Source organism: Veillonella sp. S13053-19 (assembly GCF_002959835.1).
Lineage (GTDB): Bacteria > Bacillota > Negativicutes > Veillonellales > Veillonellaceae > Veillonella > Veillonella rogosae.
The window spans coordinates 144,912-163,403 of the sequence record NZ_PPDA01000014.1; the positions used below are offsets into that span (position 1 = coordinate 144,912).

13 protein-coding genes are annotated in these 18,492 nt (G+C 37.8%); 10 read left to right on the top strand and 3 right to left on the bottom strand.

Annotated elements, in window-relative coordinates:
• Entirely contained in the window at positions 1 to 1,482 is a 1,482-nt protein-coding gene (locus VEHSUH06_RS09160; protein WP_105098634.1) for an amino acid permease, read from the top strand.
• Between the two features lie 13 nt (positions 1,483 to 1,495).
• A complete protein-coding gene (locus tag VEHSUH06_RS09165) occupies positions 1,496 to 1,813 on the top strand; it encodes a YbjQ family protein (RefSeq protein WP_009351557.1) in 318 nt (105 codons plus the stop codon).
• 246 nt (positions 1,814 to 2,059) lie between these two features.
• Here VEHSUH06_RS09165 and VEHSUH06_RS09170 read toward each other — a convergent pair whose 3' ends face one another.
• The 3 genes from VEHSUH06_RS09170 to VEHSUH06_RS09180 form a co-directional block, all read right to left on the bottom strand.
• A complete protein-coding gene (locus VEHSUH06_RS09170) occupies positions 2,060 to 5,122 on the bottom strand; it encodes an efflux RND transporter permease subunit (protein WP_105098635.1) in 3,063 nt (1,020 codons plus the stop codon).
• The gene (locus VEHSUH06_RS09175; protein WP_105098636.1) at positions 5,119 to 6,183 is read right to left on the bottom strand and encodes an efflux RND transporter periplasmic adaptor subunit; all 1,065 of its coding nucleotides are present in this window, start codon (positions 6,181 to 6,183) and stop codon (positions 5,119 to 5,121) included. Before VEHSUH06_RS09175 ends, VEHSUH06_RS09170 begins: the two co-directional genes overlap by 4 nt.
• Before the next feature lie 480 nt (positions 6,184 to 6,663).
• Positions 6,664 to 8,019 (bottom strand): hemolysin family protein, encoded by a 1,356-nt coding sequence (locus VEHSUH06_RS09180; RefSeq protein WP_105098637.1) that lies wholly within the window; start codon positions 8,017 to 8,019, stop codon positions 6,664 to 6,666.
• Between the two features lie 493 nt (positions 8,020 to 8,512).
• On the opposite strand from VEHSUH06_RS09180, the gene VEHSUH06_RS09185 reads away from it, so the two are divergent.
• From VEHSUH06_RS09185 to VEHSUH06_RS09220, 8 genes are all read left to right on the top strand, one after another.
• A complete protein-coding gene (locus VEHSUH06_RS09185; protein ID WP_105098638.1) occupies positions 8,513 to 9,112 on the top strand; it encodes a class I SAM-dependent methyltransferase in 600 nt (199 codons plus the stop codon).
• Positions 9,113 to 9,399: 287 nt separating this feature from the next.
• Entirely contained in the window at positions 9,400 to 10,593 is a 1,194-nt protein-coding gene (locus VEHSUH06_RS09190; RefSeq protein WP_105098639.1) for a transcriptional regulator, read from the top strand.
• Between the two features lie 160 nt (positions 10,594 to 10,753).
• Entirely contained in the window at positions 10,754 to 12,442 is a 1,689-nt protein-coding gene (locus VEHSUH06_RS09195; protein ID WP_105098640.1) for a PIG-L deacetylase family protein, read from the top strand.
• Position 12,443: 1 nt separating this feature from the next.
• Positions 12,444 to 13,505 carry a glycosyltransferase family 4 protein gene (locus tag VEHSUH06_RS09200; RefSeq protein ID WP_105098641.1) on the top strand — a complete coding sequence of 354 codons (1,062 nt, stop codon included), beginning with the start codon at positions 12,444 to 12,446 and terminating at the stop codon, positions 13,503 to 13,505.
• A 37-nt stretch (positions 13,506 to 13,542) separates the two neighbouring features.
• Positions 13,543 to 14,298 carry a glycosyltransferase family 2 protein gene (locus VEHSUH06_RS09205; protein WP_105098642.1) on the top strand — a complete coding sequence of 252 codons (756 nt, stop codon included), beginning with the start codon at positions 13,543 to 13,545 and terminating at the stop codon, positions 14,296 to 14,298.
• Between the two features lie 66 nt (positions 14,299 to 14,364).
• Complete coding sequence (locus tag VEHSUH06_RS09210) at positions 14,365 to 16,389, top strand: LTA synthase family protein (RefSeq protein ID WP_105098643.1); 2,025 nt, start codon at positions 14,365 to 14,367, stop codon at positions 16,387 to 16,389.
• Positions 16,390 to 16,459: 70 nt separating this feature from the next.
• A complete protein-coding gene (locus VEHSUH06_RS09215) occupies positions 16,460 to 17,530 on the top strand; it encodes a glycosyltransferase family 4 protein (protein WP_105098644.1) in 1,071 nt (356 codons plus the stop codon).
• A gap of 4 nt (positions 17,531 to 17,534) precedes the next feature.
• Positions 17,535 to 18,476: a DUF535 family protein gene (locus VEHSUH06_RS09220; protein ID WP_105098645.1), complete on the top strand. Its 942-nt coding sequence runs from the start codon at positions 17,535 to 17,537 to the stop codon at positions 18,474 to 18,476.
• The last annotated feature ends 16 nt before the right edge of the window (positions 18,477 to 18,492 follow it).

Below are 18,492 nucleotides of genomic sequence, written 5' to 3' on the forward strand. Positions count from 1 at the left end.
ATGGCTGATAATCAAAATAATAACGTAGAGTTTACGTCTAACAAAGATCAACATCTAAAACGTACCCTGAAAGCGCGTCATATGAATATGATCGCTCTTGGCGGTGCTATCGGTACTGGCTTATTCGTTGCCGGTGGTGAAGTAGTAAGTACTGCAGGCCCTGGTGGTGCTCTTGTAGCTTACGGCCTCATTGGCCTCATGGTTTACTTCCTCATGACTTCTCTTGGGGAAATGGCTACTTACTTACCGATTCCTGGTTCCTTCGGGACTTATGCAAAACGCTATGTAGACCCTGCCTTTGGTTTTGCCTTAGGTTGGAACTACTGGTTTAACTGGGCTATTACCTTGGCTGCTGAAGTATTAGCAGGGGCGCTCATCATGAAATATTGGTTCCCTGATGTGCCTGCCATCGTATGGTCTGCTCTGTTCTTGCTCATTCTATTCGGCTTGAACTATTTATCGACTCGTTCCTTTGGTGAAAGTGAATATGTGTTCTCTAGCATCAAGGTTATTACTGTATTCGTATTCCTATTCTGTGGATCCATGCTCATTTTTGGCATTGGTGACACATCTCCAGGCTTTACGAACTGGACAATAGGGGAAGCGCCATTCGTAGGTGGCTGGGAATCCATCCTCGCTATCTTCATGGTAGCTGGTTTCTCCTTCCAAGGTACTGAACTTATTGGCGTAGCAGCTGGTGAAGCAGAAGACCCTGAAAAGAATGTGCCAAAAGCGATTAACTCTATCTTCTGGCGTATTCTATTGTTCTATATCGGTGCTTTCACAGTTATCGGTTTCTTGATTCCGTATACTGATCCAAATCTTTTGAATGCTAGTGTGGAAAACGTTTCTATTTCTCCATTTACACTCGTATTTGACCGCTTTGGTTTTGCCTTTGCTGCTAACTTCATCAATGCTATCATTTTAACGGCAGTACTCAGTGCTGGTAACTCTGGTCTATATTCTTCTACGCGTATGCTGTACGCACTCGCTAAAGAAGGTCAAGCACCTCAAATCTTTGCTAAGCTTAATAGCCGTGGCGTACCAGTGCCAGCGTTAATTTTAACTACAGCAATTGGTTTATTTGCATTCCTTACAAGCTTCATCGGCGAAGGTACTGCGTATACTTGGATTGTTAATATCTCCGGTCTTTGCGGCTTCATCGCATGGGTTGGTATCGCAGTATCTCACTATCGCTTCCGTCGTGCTTTCATTGCACAAGGCAGAGATCTTAGCGAATTGCCTTACAAAGCATGGTTATTCCCAGTAGGTCCAATCTTGGCGTTCATTCTTTGCGTCATCATCATCGCTGGTCAAAACTACTCTGCTTTCACAGGCGATACAATCGACTGGTACGGCGTATCCGTTGCGTACATTGGCTTGCCAATCTTCTTCGCAGTTTACCTAGGTTACAAATATATCAACAAAACTAAAGTTGTGCCGTTGAAAGAAGTTAACCTAGATCGTGACTTCGATAGATAACGAGGAGAGAATTATGATTATTACAACAACTTTTCATATTGAAAACAAACCTGTACAAGAGTACAAAGGTATTGTATTTGGTGAAGTAGTAGAAGGTCGTAACTTTGTTAAAGACTTCATGTCTGGTATTCGTGACATCGTTGGTGGCCGTAGTGGCAGCTATGAAGATTCTTTGATGAGTGCTCGCCAAGCAGCTCTCGATGAAATGTCTCAACGAGCTTCTAAATTGGGTGCTAATGCTATTATTGGCGTATCCTTCCAATACAGCACTGTAGGTGCACAAAACGGCATGCTCATGATTACATGCAATGGTACAGCTGTAGTAGTTTAATAGATGGTAGACTACGTTAGATATAACTGTTAATATAATCCTAAGGGAAATAAGTAAGTTGCAATGTATTCTTGTGACTAAAAAACAGCAGGCTTTAGTCCTGCTGTTTTTTATGTTACTTATTTATAATTAAATCCCCTAATCAATGTATAAGCTATATAGCTTTTACAAAGATCAGGGGATTTTTGTTAAGGAAATGAAGTTCCTAGTACATATTAGATTTTACAAATGTAGGTATATTTGTAATTATTTAATCTTGTACCAGCTAGCGTACATGACTGGTAGTACGATAAGTGTTAGCACCGTTGCCACTAGTAGGCCACCGCTGAAGGCGATGGCTAGTGGGCTCCAGAATACAGATCCCATGAGAGGAATCATGCCTAAAATCGCTGCGAGAGCGGTGAGCATGATAGGGCGGAAACGAAGTGTAGCGGAGTTGATAATCGCTTCACGAGGTTTTTGGCCTTCTGCCTTGTGGATTTCGATTTGGTCTAACAAGATAATGGAGTTACGAATGATCATACCCGATAGGGCGATGATACCTAGTATGGCCATAAAGCCTAATGGCGTTCTCGTAATATTCAGTGCTAATACGACACCGATGAGGCCTAGTGGGGCTGTGAGTAAAGCCATTATCATGAGGGCGATACGCTTCAATTGGAACATGAGGATTGTCATGATTACAAAGAGCATAATCGGCATTGGTTTTAATAATCTTTGTACTGCTGTTACGCTCTTTTCAGCAGCACCGTCTAGCTCAATGGTATAGCCTGTAGGCAAGGAATCGCGAATGTCTTGTAAGGATTTATAAACCTCTTTCGTTTTCGCATTGCCTAAGACGCCAGGTTTTACATTAGCATACACACTGATGGTAGGCATCATGTTACGGTGCCAAATAATACCATCCTCTTGCGTCATGGTAATGGTTGCAATTTGGTTAAGTGGTACGTAGGAACCATTGCCTGTTTGAATCGGTAAGGAGGATAGAGCACTTAAGTTATGTTGCTCATTATCTCCTAAACGGAATGTAACAGGAATTGTTTGATTACCTTCATAGTATTCCCCAGATTTAGTGCCAGACAATAAACTTTGCAAGTGTAAGGATACCGCATAGCTATCGATGCCGAGTAGGCGAGCCTTGTTAGGATCGATGTGAATGTTAGCTACTGGTTCTGTATCTGGCCAGTCAAAGGCTATATTCTGTAAATCCTTGTCACCTTGCATTTTGCTTTTTACTTGGTTTGCAATGTCTTTTACCACCTTTTGATCAGGACCTGCTACGCGGAGCATAACAGGATACTTAGATGGAGGCCCGATTTGTACAAACTGAGCATTTACAAGAGCTGATGGGAATTCTGTATTTAAGTAAGACGTTAATTCATTATATAGGTTATCTCGGTCCTCTAAGGATTTTGTAACGATTATATATTGTAAGAAATTGTTTCGTTGCAATTCAGGTTCCAAGGTGAGTACGAAACGAGGAGAACCTTGTCCAATATTGGATGAGAACGTTGCAATGCGTTCGTCCCCTTGCAAATGTTCATCGATGATCTTTGCTTGGTTAGCGGTGTACTCAATGGATGAGCTTTGAGGGAACTGCATGGACACGATAATTTCATTACGCGTTGATGACGGGAAGAATTCCTGTTTAATCAATGGTAGTGAAAGTAGAGAGAGTACGAATATGATTAAAGTAGCTAGTAATACTGCTTTGTGGTGACCTAGTGCCCAATGTAAAAGCTTTTCAAACTTTTCATAGAAGGTCACGCTTAGCTTGTGCATGATATGGTCTCGTTTAGTCCATTCTGATTCAGGTTTTGGTTCTTTGTTTTCGATGATTTTATAACCGAGAACAGGGCTGACGAGAACAGAAGCAAACCATGATAGGATGAGCGCCATAAATACAACGATGGATAGAGATTTTGTAAATTCTGCTACCATCCCTTCTGCTAGTGCTAATGGCAAGAAGCCTGCACAGGTAATAAGAGTACCAGATAGCATAGGGAACGCCGTCGATTGGTAAGCAAAGGTGGCCGCTTTAAAGTGTCCCCAACCTTCTTCGAGTTTAACGCTCATCATTTCTACAACGATGATGGCGTCGTCTACGAGTAGGCCTAGTGCTAAGATGAGGGCACCTAGGCTAACCTTGTGTAAGTAAATACCGTTTTCATACATCAAGATGAATGTCGTAGACACAACGACTGGAATGGTGAGGGCTACTACGACACCTGTTCGCAAGCCAAGGGATGCAAAGCTTACGAGCAATACGATGGCGATGGCTTCAAATAAGGATTGAGAAAAATCGCCAATGGATTCTTTAACAATGTGAGGCTGATTCGATACTTGACTGAGTTCGAGGCCTGCAGGAATGGTTTTCTTTAATTCCGCCAGTTTTTTATCGATAGCTTCACCGAATTCGATATTATTGCCCCCTGCATCCATAGAGATGGCAATGCCAATAGCTGGCTTACCTTCAAAGTAGAATTGAGGATTGCTAGGATCTTGATAGGTCATAGTTACATCAGCCATGTCGCCGAGTCGCAACGTTTGATTATTGATGCGGATTGGCATATCTTGTACCGCTTGAGGGCTATCAAATAGGCCATTAACGCGGAGATATACATTGTTTGTATCTGTCGTAATCATACCAGCTGGAACCATCATACTTTGCTGTTTGATAGCCGTTAATAGCTGTTGCGTGCTGACTTGATAAGATGCTAGCTTATCCTTGTTGATCGTTACATTAAGGGTTTGTTGTTGTACCCCAATGAGGCTGATTTTCTTAACATTAGGAACTGATAAAAGCTGACGCTTTAGGTCTTCTGCTTGTTGCCGCTTTTCTTCGTACGAATATTCATCACCACTGATAGCGTAAATGATGCCGTATACATCGTCGAATCGATCGTTGATGGTAGGACCTTGAACGCCTTGCGGCAGTGATTTCCATTCGTCGTTGATCATATTCCGCGCTTCTTCCCAAGCGGGACGAATTTTATCAGATGGCAAATCTTCTTTCAGATTAATATAAATTACCGATTTGCTGCCGTCTGTGAAAGATTTCGTATAATCCACGCCAGGTAGATCGCGCAATTTTTCTTCTAGTTTGTCCGTTACCTGGTCCGACATTTCTTGCGGGGAAGCCCCTGGCCAAGCAACGCCGACCACCATGGTGCGCATCGTAAAGTCCGGGTCCTCCATACGGCCCATTTGGGAGTACGAGAAGATACCAAAGGTGAGGAGCACAGCCATGAAGTAGTAGATAATGGACTTGTGTTTGAGAGCCCATTCGGCTAAGTTAAATTGTTTCATTGACTAACCGCCGTCCCTTCTTGTAACTGTTGGGTACCTGCGGTGATGACAATGTCGCCTTTAGCTAAGCCAGATGTGACGATAACTGAGTTTTGACCAAAATCGCCTGTTTTAATAGATACGAGATGAGCCTTTTTGTCGCGGATGATATAGACTGCATTATTGCCGTTCGAGTCTTTCACAAGAGCCGTCAACGGAATGGTGATATTGCTAGTATCTGTTGTAGTTAGATTTACGTTAACAGTCATACCTAGTTGTACTTCACTAGGTGCATTTTGTAAGGCGATTTTTACGGTATACGTTCTCGCCACAGGATCCGGAATTGGTGAAATCTCACGTACAACGCCTTGCACCTTTACATCTGGCAACGCCCAGAAGGTAATAGTAGCAGGGCTACCTACGTGAATTTTACTCAATTCTTGTTCCGGTAAAGCGATAACTGCTTCTGGATCGTGACCAGCCGCTAAGGTACCAATGCTTTGACCTGCTGCGACCACTTGGCCTGATTCAAGATTGAGAGCCGTTATAATGCCTGTATCTGGAGCCGTTAAGTTGGTATAGCTATTTTGATTGCTACTCAAATTGAGGCTTGCTTGAGCCTGTTGTAGTTGAGCAGCTGTCGCATTCAATTGGTTTTCCGCTTGGTCTAGTTGCAATTTACTAATTGCTTGTTGTGCATAGAGTTCGCGGTATCTGTTAGCATTGGTTTCTGCTAATTCGTAAGCCGATTGAGCTGCTTTTACGGCGCCTTCTGCATTTTGCATTTGTGCTACCGTATCAGAACCGTTGATTTGAGCAATCACTTGTCCTGCTTCTACTACATCACCAACATTAACAAATTTGTTGATAACGCGGCCTCCAATTTGAAAGGCTAGTTTAGTTTCCGTCTTATTGTGGATGGTGCCTGCATAACCAGCACTGGTAGTGCCTGATTCTTCACCGATGGTGATGGTGCGCACCTTGAGGCTTGTATCCTCAGGTGACTTTTCTGATCCACAACCACTTATGACGGCAGTTCCTATTAATAGGGCCCCTATGGTTGCTATGACTCTTGGATTCATAGAATCTCTCCTTTTACTACCACACATAAGCCCTATGAAAGCTGCAACATATTCGTTACAACTAAACATCATAGGACTTTTATTGTTAGCATATTTCTAAATACATACACAAGATAAGGAAATAGAAATACTATTCTACTTATATATTTTATACAATTTAATAATACTATATTTAAATATATAATTCTACCCTTTATGCGGAATATAAAAGAATTATATACTTATTTGACATATTTATTAGTATATTTTGAACATATGCCTTTTTATTTTAAAATCATAGGTTGTTAGGTTGTTAGGTTGTTAGGTTGTTAGTAATAAAAAAGTGAGTCCTCTTTAGAGAACTCACTCTTTTACACATGTTTATAAGCTTTTATATACTGTTTGTTATCTTATTACCCTAAATTATTAAGGCTTAATTATCTTTAAATACCCTTAATTATTAAGGTTTAATCGTTAATAATAGTAAGCTAGTAGATCTTATTATTTTTCTTCTTCTTGTTCTACAATAGGTTCTTCATAGGTAACAAGGATTTTGTCGATACGGGTATTGTCCATATCGATGACTTCAAAGGTATAGCCATTCCATTTTGCCTTGTCTAGTTCTTTTGGAATGCGACCGAAGAGCAGATTCAAAAGACCGCCCATAGTTTTGTACAAGTCATCTTCTTCGCCTGGTAATTCTTCATCGATGTGGAAGAATTCTTTAAATTCATCTACGTCGAGTAGACCGTCTACGAGCCATGCACCATCGCGTTCGATGATTTTATTTTCTTCTTCTTTGATTTCGTCTTCACCAGAAGGCATGAGGCCTACGATTTCCTCCATGATGTCATGCAAGGTTACGAGACCAGTGAAACCGCCGTACTCATCGAGGATAATGGACTCGTGAACGCCTTCAGTACGAAGTACGTTCAATAACTTCATGAGTGGAATGGATTCTGGAACGAGGACAGGTTCCTTGAGACAAGACTTGATAATATCTTGAATGGAACTTTCACTAGGACGTTGCATAATTTGAACTAATACGTCAGATACGGTAACGAGACCATTGAGTTCGTCCAAGGAATCGGTGCCAACAGGAATGCGATAATGGTTGGCATTTTTAAGGACATCCATGATTTCGTCCTCAGTGCCGTTTAGGTCGATCCATTTGAGCTGTGTACGCGGCGTCATCACGTCGCCAGCGTTCATATCTGCAAGGTGGAAGATATTTTCTACGAGAATGGGTTCCTCTTCTTCGTAAGCACCCATAGCAACGCCTTCGGTGAGCATCTTGTTGATTTCAGACTCTGTAACAGGAGCCTCTTCTTTCACAGTCACGCCTAGTAATTTTAAGAGGAATTCTGTGGAAACGCCGAGGAAGCTAACGATTGGCTTTAAGGCTACAGACAACCAATAAATCGGTTTTGCTACGACTACGGCGATATTTTCAGGACTATTTAAGGCCAAACGTTTCGGTACGAGCTCGCCAATAACGAGGGATAAATAGGTGATAACCGTAACGATGAGTAAGGAGCTAATAGATGCTGCATAGGGCTCAATACTTGGAATATTAGCTACTAAAATCTCTTCTAATGGACCAGAGAAGGTCGCACCAGAATACAAACCAGTTAAAATACCAACGAGGGTAATACCAATTTGAATAGTAGAAAACATATTATTAGGATTTTCTGCTAATTCAAAGGCCTTTTTAGCACGCTCGTTGCCTGCCTCTGCCATTTCTTCGAGTTTACGTTTTTTAGCATTGACGATGGCTAATTCCGTCATGGAGAATAAGCCATTGGCGATGATTAATACGACGATAATTATAAAATCTAAGGTCAGATCACTGTCCATGTAAGTAGACACTCCTTTTTAATGACATATCATTCTGCACATGAGAATATTGAAATATTACTCTTTAGTATACCATATTAACATCAATAAATGTTTGACACAATAAAAGCACCCAAAAGGGTGCTTTTGGTATATACTATAGGTGTTACCGCCCCAAACTGGTAACAGGAAGGGGGTGTATTAAAATGCTCGAAATATTTATTTCCTTCACAGTATCTATCGTAGCAAGTATAATTGGATATTATATTTGCAAGTGGCTAGATAGATATTAGGCCGGTAACTAGCACAAAAAGAGGAGGGCTGCCACCCTCCTCTTTTGTTTTGCATGCATTAAAATGCTAGCAAAATATTTATTTCCTTTATCTATAATTATATTACACAATTTAGTATTATTTGTAAATAGTATTATATGCATATACAATAGTTGATATAACTAGATATTACTTAATATTACTTAATATATTACGATTGATATAAGGTAGAAAATAGACATATGACAAGTGAACAGGAATGGGAACAGGTTTTACAAATAAAAACAGCAGGCCGCGATGATAGTCGGTCTGATACGGAGCATCATCCGTACGAGCCGACCGATTATTGCGTTCTAGAGCGGTTGGCGAACAGCGGTCATATTCGCAAGAAACATACTCTCATCGATTATGGCAGTGGCAAGGGTCGTGTTAGCATTTTTATGGCTTACCAAACGGGCTGTCATTCCATCGGTATCGAATATGATGAACGATTATATGAAAAGGCTCTTATCAATAGTGAAAGCCTAGCAGCGCGCAATCGGGTGAGTTTTGTACACGGTGATGCGGCGCTCTATGAATTGCCAGCTCAAGCAGATCGATGCTTTTTCTTTAATCCCTTTGCGCTCCATACGATTAAGCGTGTATTAGGAAATATCTTTGATTCTCTGTATCATCATCCGCGTGAAATCAAATTATTTTTCTACTATGTTAACGAAGAGGTAGAAAACTTCTTAAATAACCATGTGCGACTCGAACAAGAAGAACCTATCGATTGCAGCGATCTTTTTGAAGATAAGGATGTAAAGGAGCGAATTCTCGTCTATTCGGTTAATCTATTTTAAATAACTACACCTAGATTTAATGATTCTTTAGTAAACCTCGATTTGAATGACCCTTTAATAGTACTAATTTACAGTACCAAGGATTGTTTGAATCGAGGTTTTTATTTTAATTTTTATTCTAATTTTATGGGGCTTTCACCTATATTATTAAGGAAAAAGCCTATAAATTCTGCTATAATAATATATTAGAGATTATAAAATCAATTCATTTTTTACAGTTCTATACATTGATTCGTATGCGCTATAGTAGCGGGTAGGGATGAGTGTATTGAATACAGGAGGTACGCATGGAACTCATCGATACAGTATTGATTGAACGCATTCGCAAGGCCTTAATTAAACGTTACGACCGAGATCAACAAATTCAACAAATGATTGAAGAAATCGGCGCCGAAGAAGGCCTTAATGAGTCTGAACTGGCTATCGTTTACCAAGCCTATTTAGAGGTAAAGGAACGAGTATACTATACATCTACTCTCGTTGATTTGTGGAACCAAATAGAAGAGGTTCAAAAACGGATGTCCTTGTTGCATACCTACGAATCTCTTGAGCAAGATTTGTTTGGTGATGTACTTGGCGACGATAAGGAAGATATCATTCTGTCCGATACGTCGTATCTTGGCAAGGGTGCTAGTCATAACGACGACGTGTACGCTATGGAACAGGTGCAATTATCCGATGTGCCAGTGCAACATGATTCCACAGTGGGCATGAACCACATTAAATTGAACGAATTGAACTCTATGGGTGGCCTTTTCACAGGCTCTGGTGAAAGCTCCGTTAAGGAAATCGTTGATCTTGAGGATGCGACTATTGAGCACCTTGATGTAAATCCACTAGACGGCGTTGAAAGCTTAGAAGTTCATCATTTAGACGAGGAAAATCCTTTTGATAATGATGATTTAGAAGCAATTTTATCATCTAAGAACAAAGATAAAAAATCTAAAAAAGATAAGAAATTAGAGGAAGAAGATGTATTGGATGAAGAGGATATGTCCTCTATTGATCCATATACAGCGGTAAATGCATTGTTATTTGGTAAAGCTGGTTTAGAGTCTGATAAAGCAAATAAGAAGCTAGAAAAGATTCTTAAAAAGCAATTGAAACGCGTTGATGATGAATGGGCGCGGATTAACGGCTCTGACGTAAAGAAATCCAAGGACGAAAAAAAATCTAAAGAAGATAAGAAATCTAAAGAAGATAAGAAATTTAAAGAAGATAAAAAGTCTAAAGAGGATAAAAAGTCCAAGGAAGATAAAAAAGAGAAAAAACAGAAAAAGTCCAAGGAAGAAAAACAGGCTAAGGACGAAGAAAAGTTAAAGAAAAAGAAAGATAAGGCTGAAAAGAAGCTTAAAGTCTTGAATGATAAGTTAAAAACAGTATTTTTGGCGGATACTTTCAAGAAAAAAGATAAGAAGAAAGATAAGAAAAAGGATAAAAAGTCTGAAAAGGATAGATCCGAAAAAAAGCAGAAACGATAGTTTCCGTATGGAATAGTAAGGCCCATAAAAAGGCTCAGGAGAGTACTAATGCTGAAAAATCAGCCAGTGCTGGGACTATCGACCGCGGATGTGGTAAATGCAAGCGATGTAAGGGACCTAAGTGTAAAAAGTATTAGAAATAGCAAAAGGGTTAATTAAAATGTCTAGTTCTAGTTTTAAGTATAGAGATTTTTTTAATGGCGATACCGTTATGGTTATAGTCCCTCATGAAGATGATGAAATTAATGTGGCTGGAGCGACCATATATGGGGCTATTAAAGAGGGCTTACATGTCTTTTTAGTGTATGTTACAAATGGAGATTTTCAATATAAGGCAGATATTCGTTATAAAGAGGTCAAAAGAATGGCTAGTATAATGAGTTTACCAATGGAAAATATTCATTTTTTGGGGTTTCCCGATAATAGTGGTAAAGAATTATTAGCTACTAGAGATAGGGTTTTCGTAAATCATGCTGGTTTTAGTGAAACTCATGGTTCCTATGGTATTATTGATTATCCTACACAGTATATGGGAGGACCTTTATCATATACTTACAATAATTTGGTTTTGGCTATAAAAGATATTATAGAACGATTTAAACCAAGTACTATTATTGCTATTGATGAGGATGTACATGTTGATCATCAATTAACATCTATCGCTGTAGAAGAATCAATTTGTAAAGTTGTCAAAGAAAATAGTAATTATACACCAAAGGTACTAAAATCCTTTGCCTATGATACTGATTTTGAATCTATCAATGATTATTATGCTATGCATTTACAATCTACTGTTCAAAATAGAGCTTGGATAGTTGCTGATTTTCTTAGCACAAATAATCCAATGTTGTTATGGGAGGATAGGATTAGGATTCCTGTACCTCCTGATTGTCGTTCTTTATCATTGGTTGGAAATCCTATGTTTAGAGCATTAGGTGCGCATATGTCACAGTCGTCATATAAACATGGTCCTAAATTAATTAATGGGGATCAAATATTTTGGCAGCGTAGGACAGATAATTTAGTGTTACATGCAACGGTAACGGCTACATCGGGGAATATTAGTAAAATTAATGATTTTTTGCGCTATGATTCATATGATGTGACTAAAAAAATTGCAAATCCAGAGGATTATACATGGATTCCAGATGATACAGATCAGGAATCGACGGTTACTATTCGTTTTGATGAGCCCACAGAAATTAAATACATTAACTGGTTTGAAAATGTATGGTTTTCAAATGATATAGGACATGCTTTGCAAGGTACTACTATTAAAACGAGTACAGGGTTAGAAATTAATATACCTCCATACTATTATCCTCACTTTGAAGCATTCCCATATATAAAAAAATATGTATTTGAGCAACCTATCACGATAGATTGGATTTCTTTTACCGTTATGAAGCCAAAAGGTGTAATGGCTGGTATTAGTGAAATAGAAATCTATCCTCCTAATAATCAGTTTCCAACTTATTGCCATATAGTATGTAATGAGCAATTTGCTTATGATTGGATTGTGTATTCTGGTGAAAGATTGCCATCTATCAGCGTGTATTGTGATTCTGTTATGGATAATAAAGATTTTAAATTTTCTATAGATGGTAAAAATATAGATTATAAATTAATGATAGAAATATTACCTACACTTATTAAAAATAAATCTATTATTATCCGTTATGGTAATTATCAGATATATCATGAGATAGTATTAAAACAAGGCAATCATTGGGACTATATAATTAGAAAATGTATAAACATATATAATAAAATCTCTTATTTTTTACATAAATCAAAATATAGAATTGGTTTTAATTTAGCTCAAAAGTATAGATATAAAGGGTTTTAGAATGACTGAAAATAAAGGCTTTCTCAATATTATGGATAGTTCCGTGTGGGGTGGGATGGAGCAATATGTATATGATATGAGTGAAGAGCTACAACGACAAGGTGTCGCCCCTTTTGTATTAACTGATATGGGAAATCCAAATTTTATTAATAGATATGGCGAAGTAGCTACTGTTTTAACTATTAAATTAAGTAAAAATAGCAGATATTTGTATGCTAATACAGTGGCAAAATATATACATGAAAATAATATAGATACTATTTTATGTCATACAGGTAAATTTATATTATTTGCGCTATTATTGAAAAAATTAACAGGAGTTAAGGTTTTATTCTTTAAACATAATGTGCTTCCTGCTAAAACTGATATATATCATAGATGGATTCAAAATCAAGTAGATAGCTTTGTTTGTGTATCTAAATGTGTGTATGATGCACAAGTAGTGAAGGAAAAGCAAGAAAAGTATCATCTTGTGTATAATGGCATTAATACACATAGGTTCCCAAAAGTTGAAGTAGAACAGTCTCAGAATGGTATTTTTATAGTTGGTTATGCAGGTAGAATTTCTATTGATAAAGGTATAATGGAATTATTAGGTGCTATTAAAATTCTTCATGAACAAGGTAAAAATGTAGAATTGCATATGTGTGGTGGTGTATCGGAGAATACGTTGAGCCAAATTGATGAATATATCAAATCTAACCATATGAAAACCTATGTAAAGAATTTGGGCTTTAAAAAAGATGTAAATCAGTTCTATCGATTCATTGACTGTTTAGTGGTTCCATCAAAGATCCAGGAGGCATTTGGTCTCGTTATTTGTGAAGCTATGTACTGTAATACACCTGTTATTACAAGTACATCTGGTGCTCAAGAGGAAATTATCACCCATGGTGAAGATGGTTTATTGTTAGATACCGTAACAGATACGACTATTGCTAATGCTATTGTATATTTAATGGATAATCCAGCAGAATACGAAAAAATTAGAAAAAAGGGTTATCATCGTGTAGAATCTACTTTTACTATTGAAAACATGGTATCATCTATTAAAAGTTTATAGCCATATAAAGAAATATCTAATAATTTGAAGGGAATTTATGAGTACAATTACGGCTATTATCTTAGCTCGCAACGAAGAAAAACATATTGTAGATTGTATTAAAAGTATTCAATTTGCTGATGAAATATTAGTTATTGATGATGGAAGTACAGATCAAACGGTACCTCTTGCTACTAACTTGGGGGCTAAAGTTATACCACATCCTCTGAATGGAGATTGGTCACAACAACGGAGATTTGGTATATCTCAAGCACATTGTGAATGGATTCTATTTATAGATTCGGATGAGCGTGTATCTCCTCAATTAGCAAAATCAATTCAAGAATCTATTAAAGGAGAGCCAAAGGCCTATTGGCTACGAAGATATAATTTATTCCATCACAATCCAGCTACGCATGGCGTAGTAAGACCTGATAAGGTTTTGAGATTAATGCCTCGTGAAGGGGCTACAGTGGAGGGGGCAGTCCATGAGACTTTTATTAGTCCTTATCCTCAAGCTACATTAGAAGGTAAATTGTATCATTACACTTATGATAACTGGCATCAGTTCTTTGAAAAGTTCAATAAATACACTACAGCAGCGGCCAACAAGTACAAGGAACAAGGGAAATCTTGTAGTTTTTTAGGGGATATTATATTGCGTCCAACATGGGCATTTTTTAAGATATATATTTTGCAAGGTGGCATATTAGATGGAAAAATAGGTTTTCTATTATCTATCTACCATATGATGTACACCATGACGAAATATGTAAAATTATATTATTTAAACAAATCTAATGGGCAATTATAATCAGTAATTTAGTATAGTAGATTACTATGGGGAATTATTGTTCTTGACGTAGATATGGAAGTATGAATGAGTGAACAATTTTTTCTATCCCTACAACAAAATATAAAACTAATGCTTTGGGCTCCTATATTGAGCACCATCTTTCGAATCATATTCATGATTGTGTATAATCCTTACCCTACATGGAAGGGACGCTGGAAATCTGTATTAGGTTCATTGCGTTACGGCTTTTGGTGGGGCATGGATTTTGATGCTTATGTATTCTTACTACCCTTAGTATTGGTGACGCTCCCTGCATTATTATTTGATGGGTATCATCAAATAGAAGATACTGTACGGTTAGTGGGATTAACCATTTATTCCTGTATACTTTACGCAGCTTTTGCAGGGAAAATGATTTTTTATAAGCATTTCCATGATACGTATAACTATATGGTTCATTATGGAAATCATGCAGAGAAACGTAATTTGATTGATGTATTCTTTAATCAAGATCGAGGAATTCTCGTCATTTTAGGATTGATTCCTATTACGTTTATATCTTGGTACATGGGAGATTTCTTCTTATCCTTGCCATCTATACCTTATCCAACTATTGAAGGAACTTGGCCTACTGTAGCTTGGAATATAGGTCTTGTGGCTGCCTCTGTTTTGGGGTTTTATTGGTTCCGCTATGGTGGAACCTTATCTCATGATGATAAACCAGAATGGGATACGATTCCTACAGTGGTAAAAGAGGATATATTCTTTGCTCGTGCTACAGTGCCAGATCTATGTGCCTTAGAAACGGTGCTAAAACATCCCCTTCGTGATGAATATACCGCATCTGCTGAGGACATTGAGGACGCGATTCACCGTATTGTTCCTAAGGAATATAAAGATTCTTGGCAGGATTTGAATACACCGCTTCATGCATTCAAGCGCGTTGCCTCAGGTCCTCGTATTGATAAACCACAACATATATTCTTTATTGTTGGTGAAAGTATCCCACAATGGTCTCTTGATAAACCTTATAAGGAACTTAATATATGTCCTGGTTTATGGGATTTTAAAGATAATCCACATACGACACAAGTACCTAATTTCTTGCCTGCCGGTAATGTATCTCGTCCATCTATTGTGAGTTTGTTATCTGGTGTCTATGATGCGGGTATGGAAATCAATGAACGGGAAGCATTTTGGCATGAACCATTGCCGACTTCTTTGGCATTTCAAATGAAGCGTTTAGGTTATGATACGATTTATTGGTATGGTGGCAATGCATCGTATGGTAACTTTAATCACTTTGGTAAGGCTCAAGGTTTTGACCGCGTAGAAAGTGCTTCTGTTTTTTGTGGCCCCGATGCACCTAAGACTTGGGTAGGCGTTTATGACCATGTATTTTTAGAACATATTGAAAAGAAAATCAAATCTTTAGAATATCCTACATTCCATTTTATTTATACTACATCCAATCATGGTCCTTATAAAATGGAGGATTCCTTATTAGATTATGATCCTGAACAGGTGATGCCAAACCTTGGAGATGATTTAAAATCCAACAAGAAACGAAATAAGGAATTGGCTACCTATCGCTATAGTGATAAGGCGATTTTTAACTTTGTTAATGCTATGAAAGAGGTATTTCCTGATAGTTTATTCGTTGTCACTGGTGACCACTCTAATCTATTTGGCTCTTTGAATAATACATCCTTAATTCAACGAGACTATACTTTGCGCGATACATTCTGTACGGTAGGGCTGTTACAACACCCTGCTTTTACCAAGGATATGATTACGGCGCCAATTGGCACGCATATGAGCCTCATGCCTACCATTATTGAATCCATTGCACCAAAGGGTTTCGAATATTATTCCATCGTACCGTCCTTGTTTGATGAACAGCCAGATACATTAGTTACACCATATCAATGGATTACGCCTCATATGATGGGCGATGTTCGTATGAATTATGGTGAAAGTAACATACCGTCCTATAAACCGGTTGAGCCAATTCGCCCTATTAATAATCATGGAGATGATGCGCGAGATTGGACAATGTTGACCATGTGGTTCATTAACCACGAAAAGACATTGTTTTCTAAAAAATAGATGAAAAATAACTGCATATATGATTAAATATATATAGTTAATTACAGTATATATTTAAAGGAGGGTATCTATGTCGATACTGAATGTAGTAGGCGCCAAAGTTTGGGGCGGCGGAGAGCAATATGTATATGATATGTGCGACGAACTACATAGACGACATATACCCTCTTTTGTTTTGCTTGATAATTCTAATCATGAATTACAAGAACGATTTGAGCAAGTAGCAGATGTTTTAACAGGGAATCTTTATTCCTGTAAAGGATTTACATCGATTTTATCTATTGCTAGAAAAATAAAAGAACAGGGCATTACCGTTATTCAATGTCACTCTGGAAAATATATTTTATTATGTATTGCATTAAAGCGTTTAACGGGTGCTAAACTTGTATTCTATAAACACAATGTGGTGAAAGCGAAAACTGATCTGTATCATCGTTGGATACAGTCTCAAGTTGATGCTTTTATATGCGTGTCTAAAAAGGTGTATGATGCTCAAATTATTCCAAGCATAGCTAGTAAGTATCATCTTATTTATAATGGCATTAATACACATCGTTTTCCGGTACTTTCTGATAGTAATAGCGGTATTTCTAATAAGCCATTTATCGTTGGTTATGCGGGGCGAATCATTGAAAATAAAGGTATTTTTGAATTATTAGATGCTATTAGAGTGATTCATACCAACATGGATGATATTCGTTTAGTTATATGTGGTGATGGTAAGCCCTCAGATATTGAACGAATGAATCAGTATATCAATCAGCATCAGATGGCAGAATATGTGCAGTATGTGGGCTTTCAAAAGGATATGAATAAATGGTATCGTTCTATCCATTGTTTAGTAGCACCATCTAAGGTGCAGGAGGCCTTTGGTCTCGTATTATGTGAGTCTATGTATTGTAAGGTTCCCGTTATAACAAGTACATCGGGGGCGCAAGCAGAAATTATTGAGAATGGTATATCTGGTGTTCTTATAGAAACGATTAATAGTGAATCTATTGTTAGGGCTATTCAAGGCCTTATGAATAATGATGCGGTTCGAACATCAATAATTGAACAGGGGTATACACGTGTGGAGTCTACTTTCACTATTTCTAAGATGGTTGATTCTATAGATAAGATAGTTCGTAATTTGAGGTGATAAGGTGTTACAGTATATACAAAATCAATGGGCGAAAGGTCGAAAGATATATGGTAAGCGTAGTTGGAGAGAAACTCGTCGCGTCGTATTACATACAGTTCGCTCTATGGTGCGTCGTCAGCAAATGAATCGCTTAGAAAACTATTTTGCTAATTATAAGTCAGATCCAGAGCTATTACATCGTCAAATTGGTTTATATGAATTGATGACGCGTATATTTTTCTATAAAGATTCTACAGCTACAGAACGACTAGATGGCATTATTAATCACTTTGATTACATACAAAATATATTTACTGATGAAGCTATTCAGTCTATGTATTCCATCGATAAAGACAATTTATTAGATGATGTTAGTCGCATTAAACGGGGTATTGTTGTATGGCAATCGGAAGAGCTCGATATGAAAGCTCAATTATATTATGGTGCAGGGCAGCGTAAAGAAGGTCTACTAACATTATTATTAACTTTGGAAAATCAAGGTGTATATCACGCTAACTTCCGCTTTGGGAAAGGCTTTAATGGGGAGCCTGCCATGTGGATAGGTACTGTTCAAGGTTATAAAGATGGCCTTGATAATGCTAAAACAGTTACTAAGAAAATGTTTGGGTATCGACCAAAAAACTTTATAATGTTCCTCTTGCGTCATATAGCAGTTATTTGTAAGGTAGAATCTATCTATGCTGTATCTGATGAAGGTTTTTATGCTAATACACATTTAGTTCGCGGTCATCGTGCTAAAGTTGCTGAGTTAAATCCATTATGGGAGGAGTCTGGTGGTGTTGTATGCAGTGATAAGCGGTTCTTCAAAATTCCATTAGAAGAATACCGTAAACCAATTGAGGAAATTAAATCACAGAAGCGAAGTCAATACCGAAAGCGATACGATTTGTTAGATCAATATCAAGAGGAAGTACAAGAAAATTTAAAACCATATCTAAAGTAGGGGACATATAGGGGAA

Bases quoted from the DNA above. Each gene is read 5' to 3' on its own strand.
- VEHSUH06_RS09160 (WP_105098634.1), top strand. From the start codon at position 1: ATGGCTGATAATCAAAATAATAACGTAGAGTTTACGTCTAACAAAGAT.
- VEHSUH06_RS09165 (WP_009351557.1), top strand. From the start codon at position 1,496: ATGATTATTACAACAACTTTTCATATTGAAAACAAACCTGTACAAGAG.
- VEHSUH06_RS09170 (WP_105098635.1), bottom strand. From the start codon at position 5,122: ATGAAACAATTTAACTTAGCCGAATGGGCTCTCAAACACAAGTCCATT.
- VEHSUH06_RS09175 (WP_105098636.1), bottom strand. From the start codon at position 6,183: ATGAATCCAAGAGTCATAGCAACCATAGGGGCCCTATTAATAGGAACT.
- VEHSUH06_RS09180 (WP_105098637.1), bottom strand. From the start codon at position 8,019: ATGGACAGTGATCTGACCTTAGATTTTATAATTATCGTCGTATTAATC.
- VEHSUH06_RS09185 (WP_105098638.1), top strand. From the start codon at position 8,513: ATGACAAGTGAACAGGAATGGGAACAGGTTTTACAAATAAAAACAGCA.
- VEHSUH06_RS09190 (WP_105098639.1), top strand. From the start codon at position 9,400: ATGGAACTCATCGATACAGTATTGATTGAACGCATTCGCAAGGCCTTA.
- VEHSUH06_RS09195 (WP_105098640.1), top strand. From the start codon at position 10,754: ATGTCTAGTTCTAGTTTTAAGTATAGAGATTTTTTTAATGGCGATACC.
- VEHSUH06_RS09200 (WP_105098641.1), top strand. From the start codon at position 12,444: ATGACTGAAAATAAAGGCTTTCTCAATATTATGGATAGTTCCGTGTGG.
- VEHSUH06_RS09205 (WP_105098642.1), top strand. From the start codon at position 13,543: ATGAGTACAATTACGGCTATTATCTTAGCTCGCAACGAAGAAAAACAT.
- VEHSUH06_RS09210 (WP_105098643.1), top strand. From the start codon at position 14,365: ATGAGTGAACAATTTTTTCTATCCCTACAACAAAATATAAAACTAATG.
- VEHSUH06_RS09215 (WP_105098644.1), top strand. From the start codon at position 16,460: ATGTCGATACTGAATGTAGTAGGCGCCAAAGTTTGGGGCGGCGGAGAG.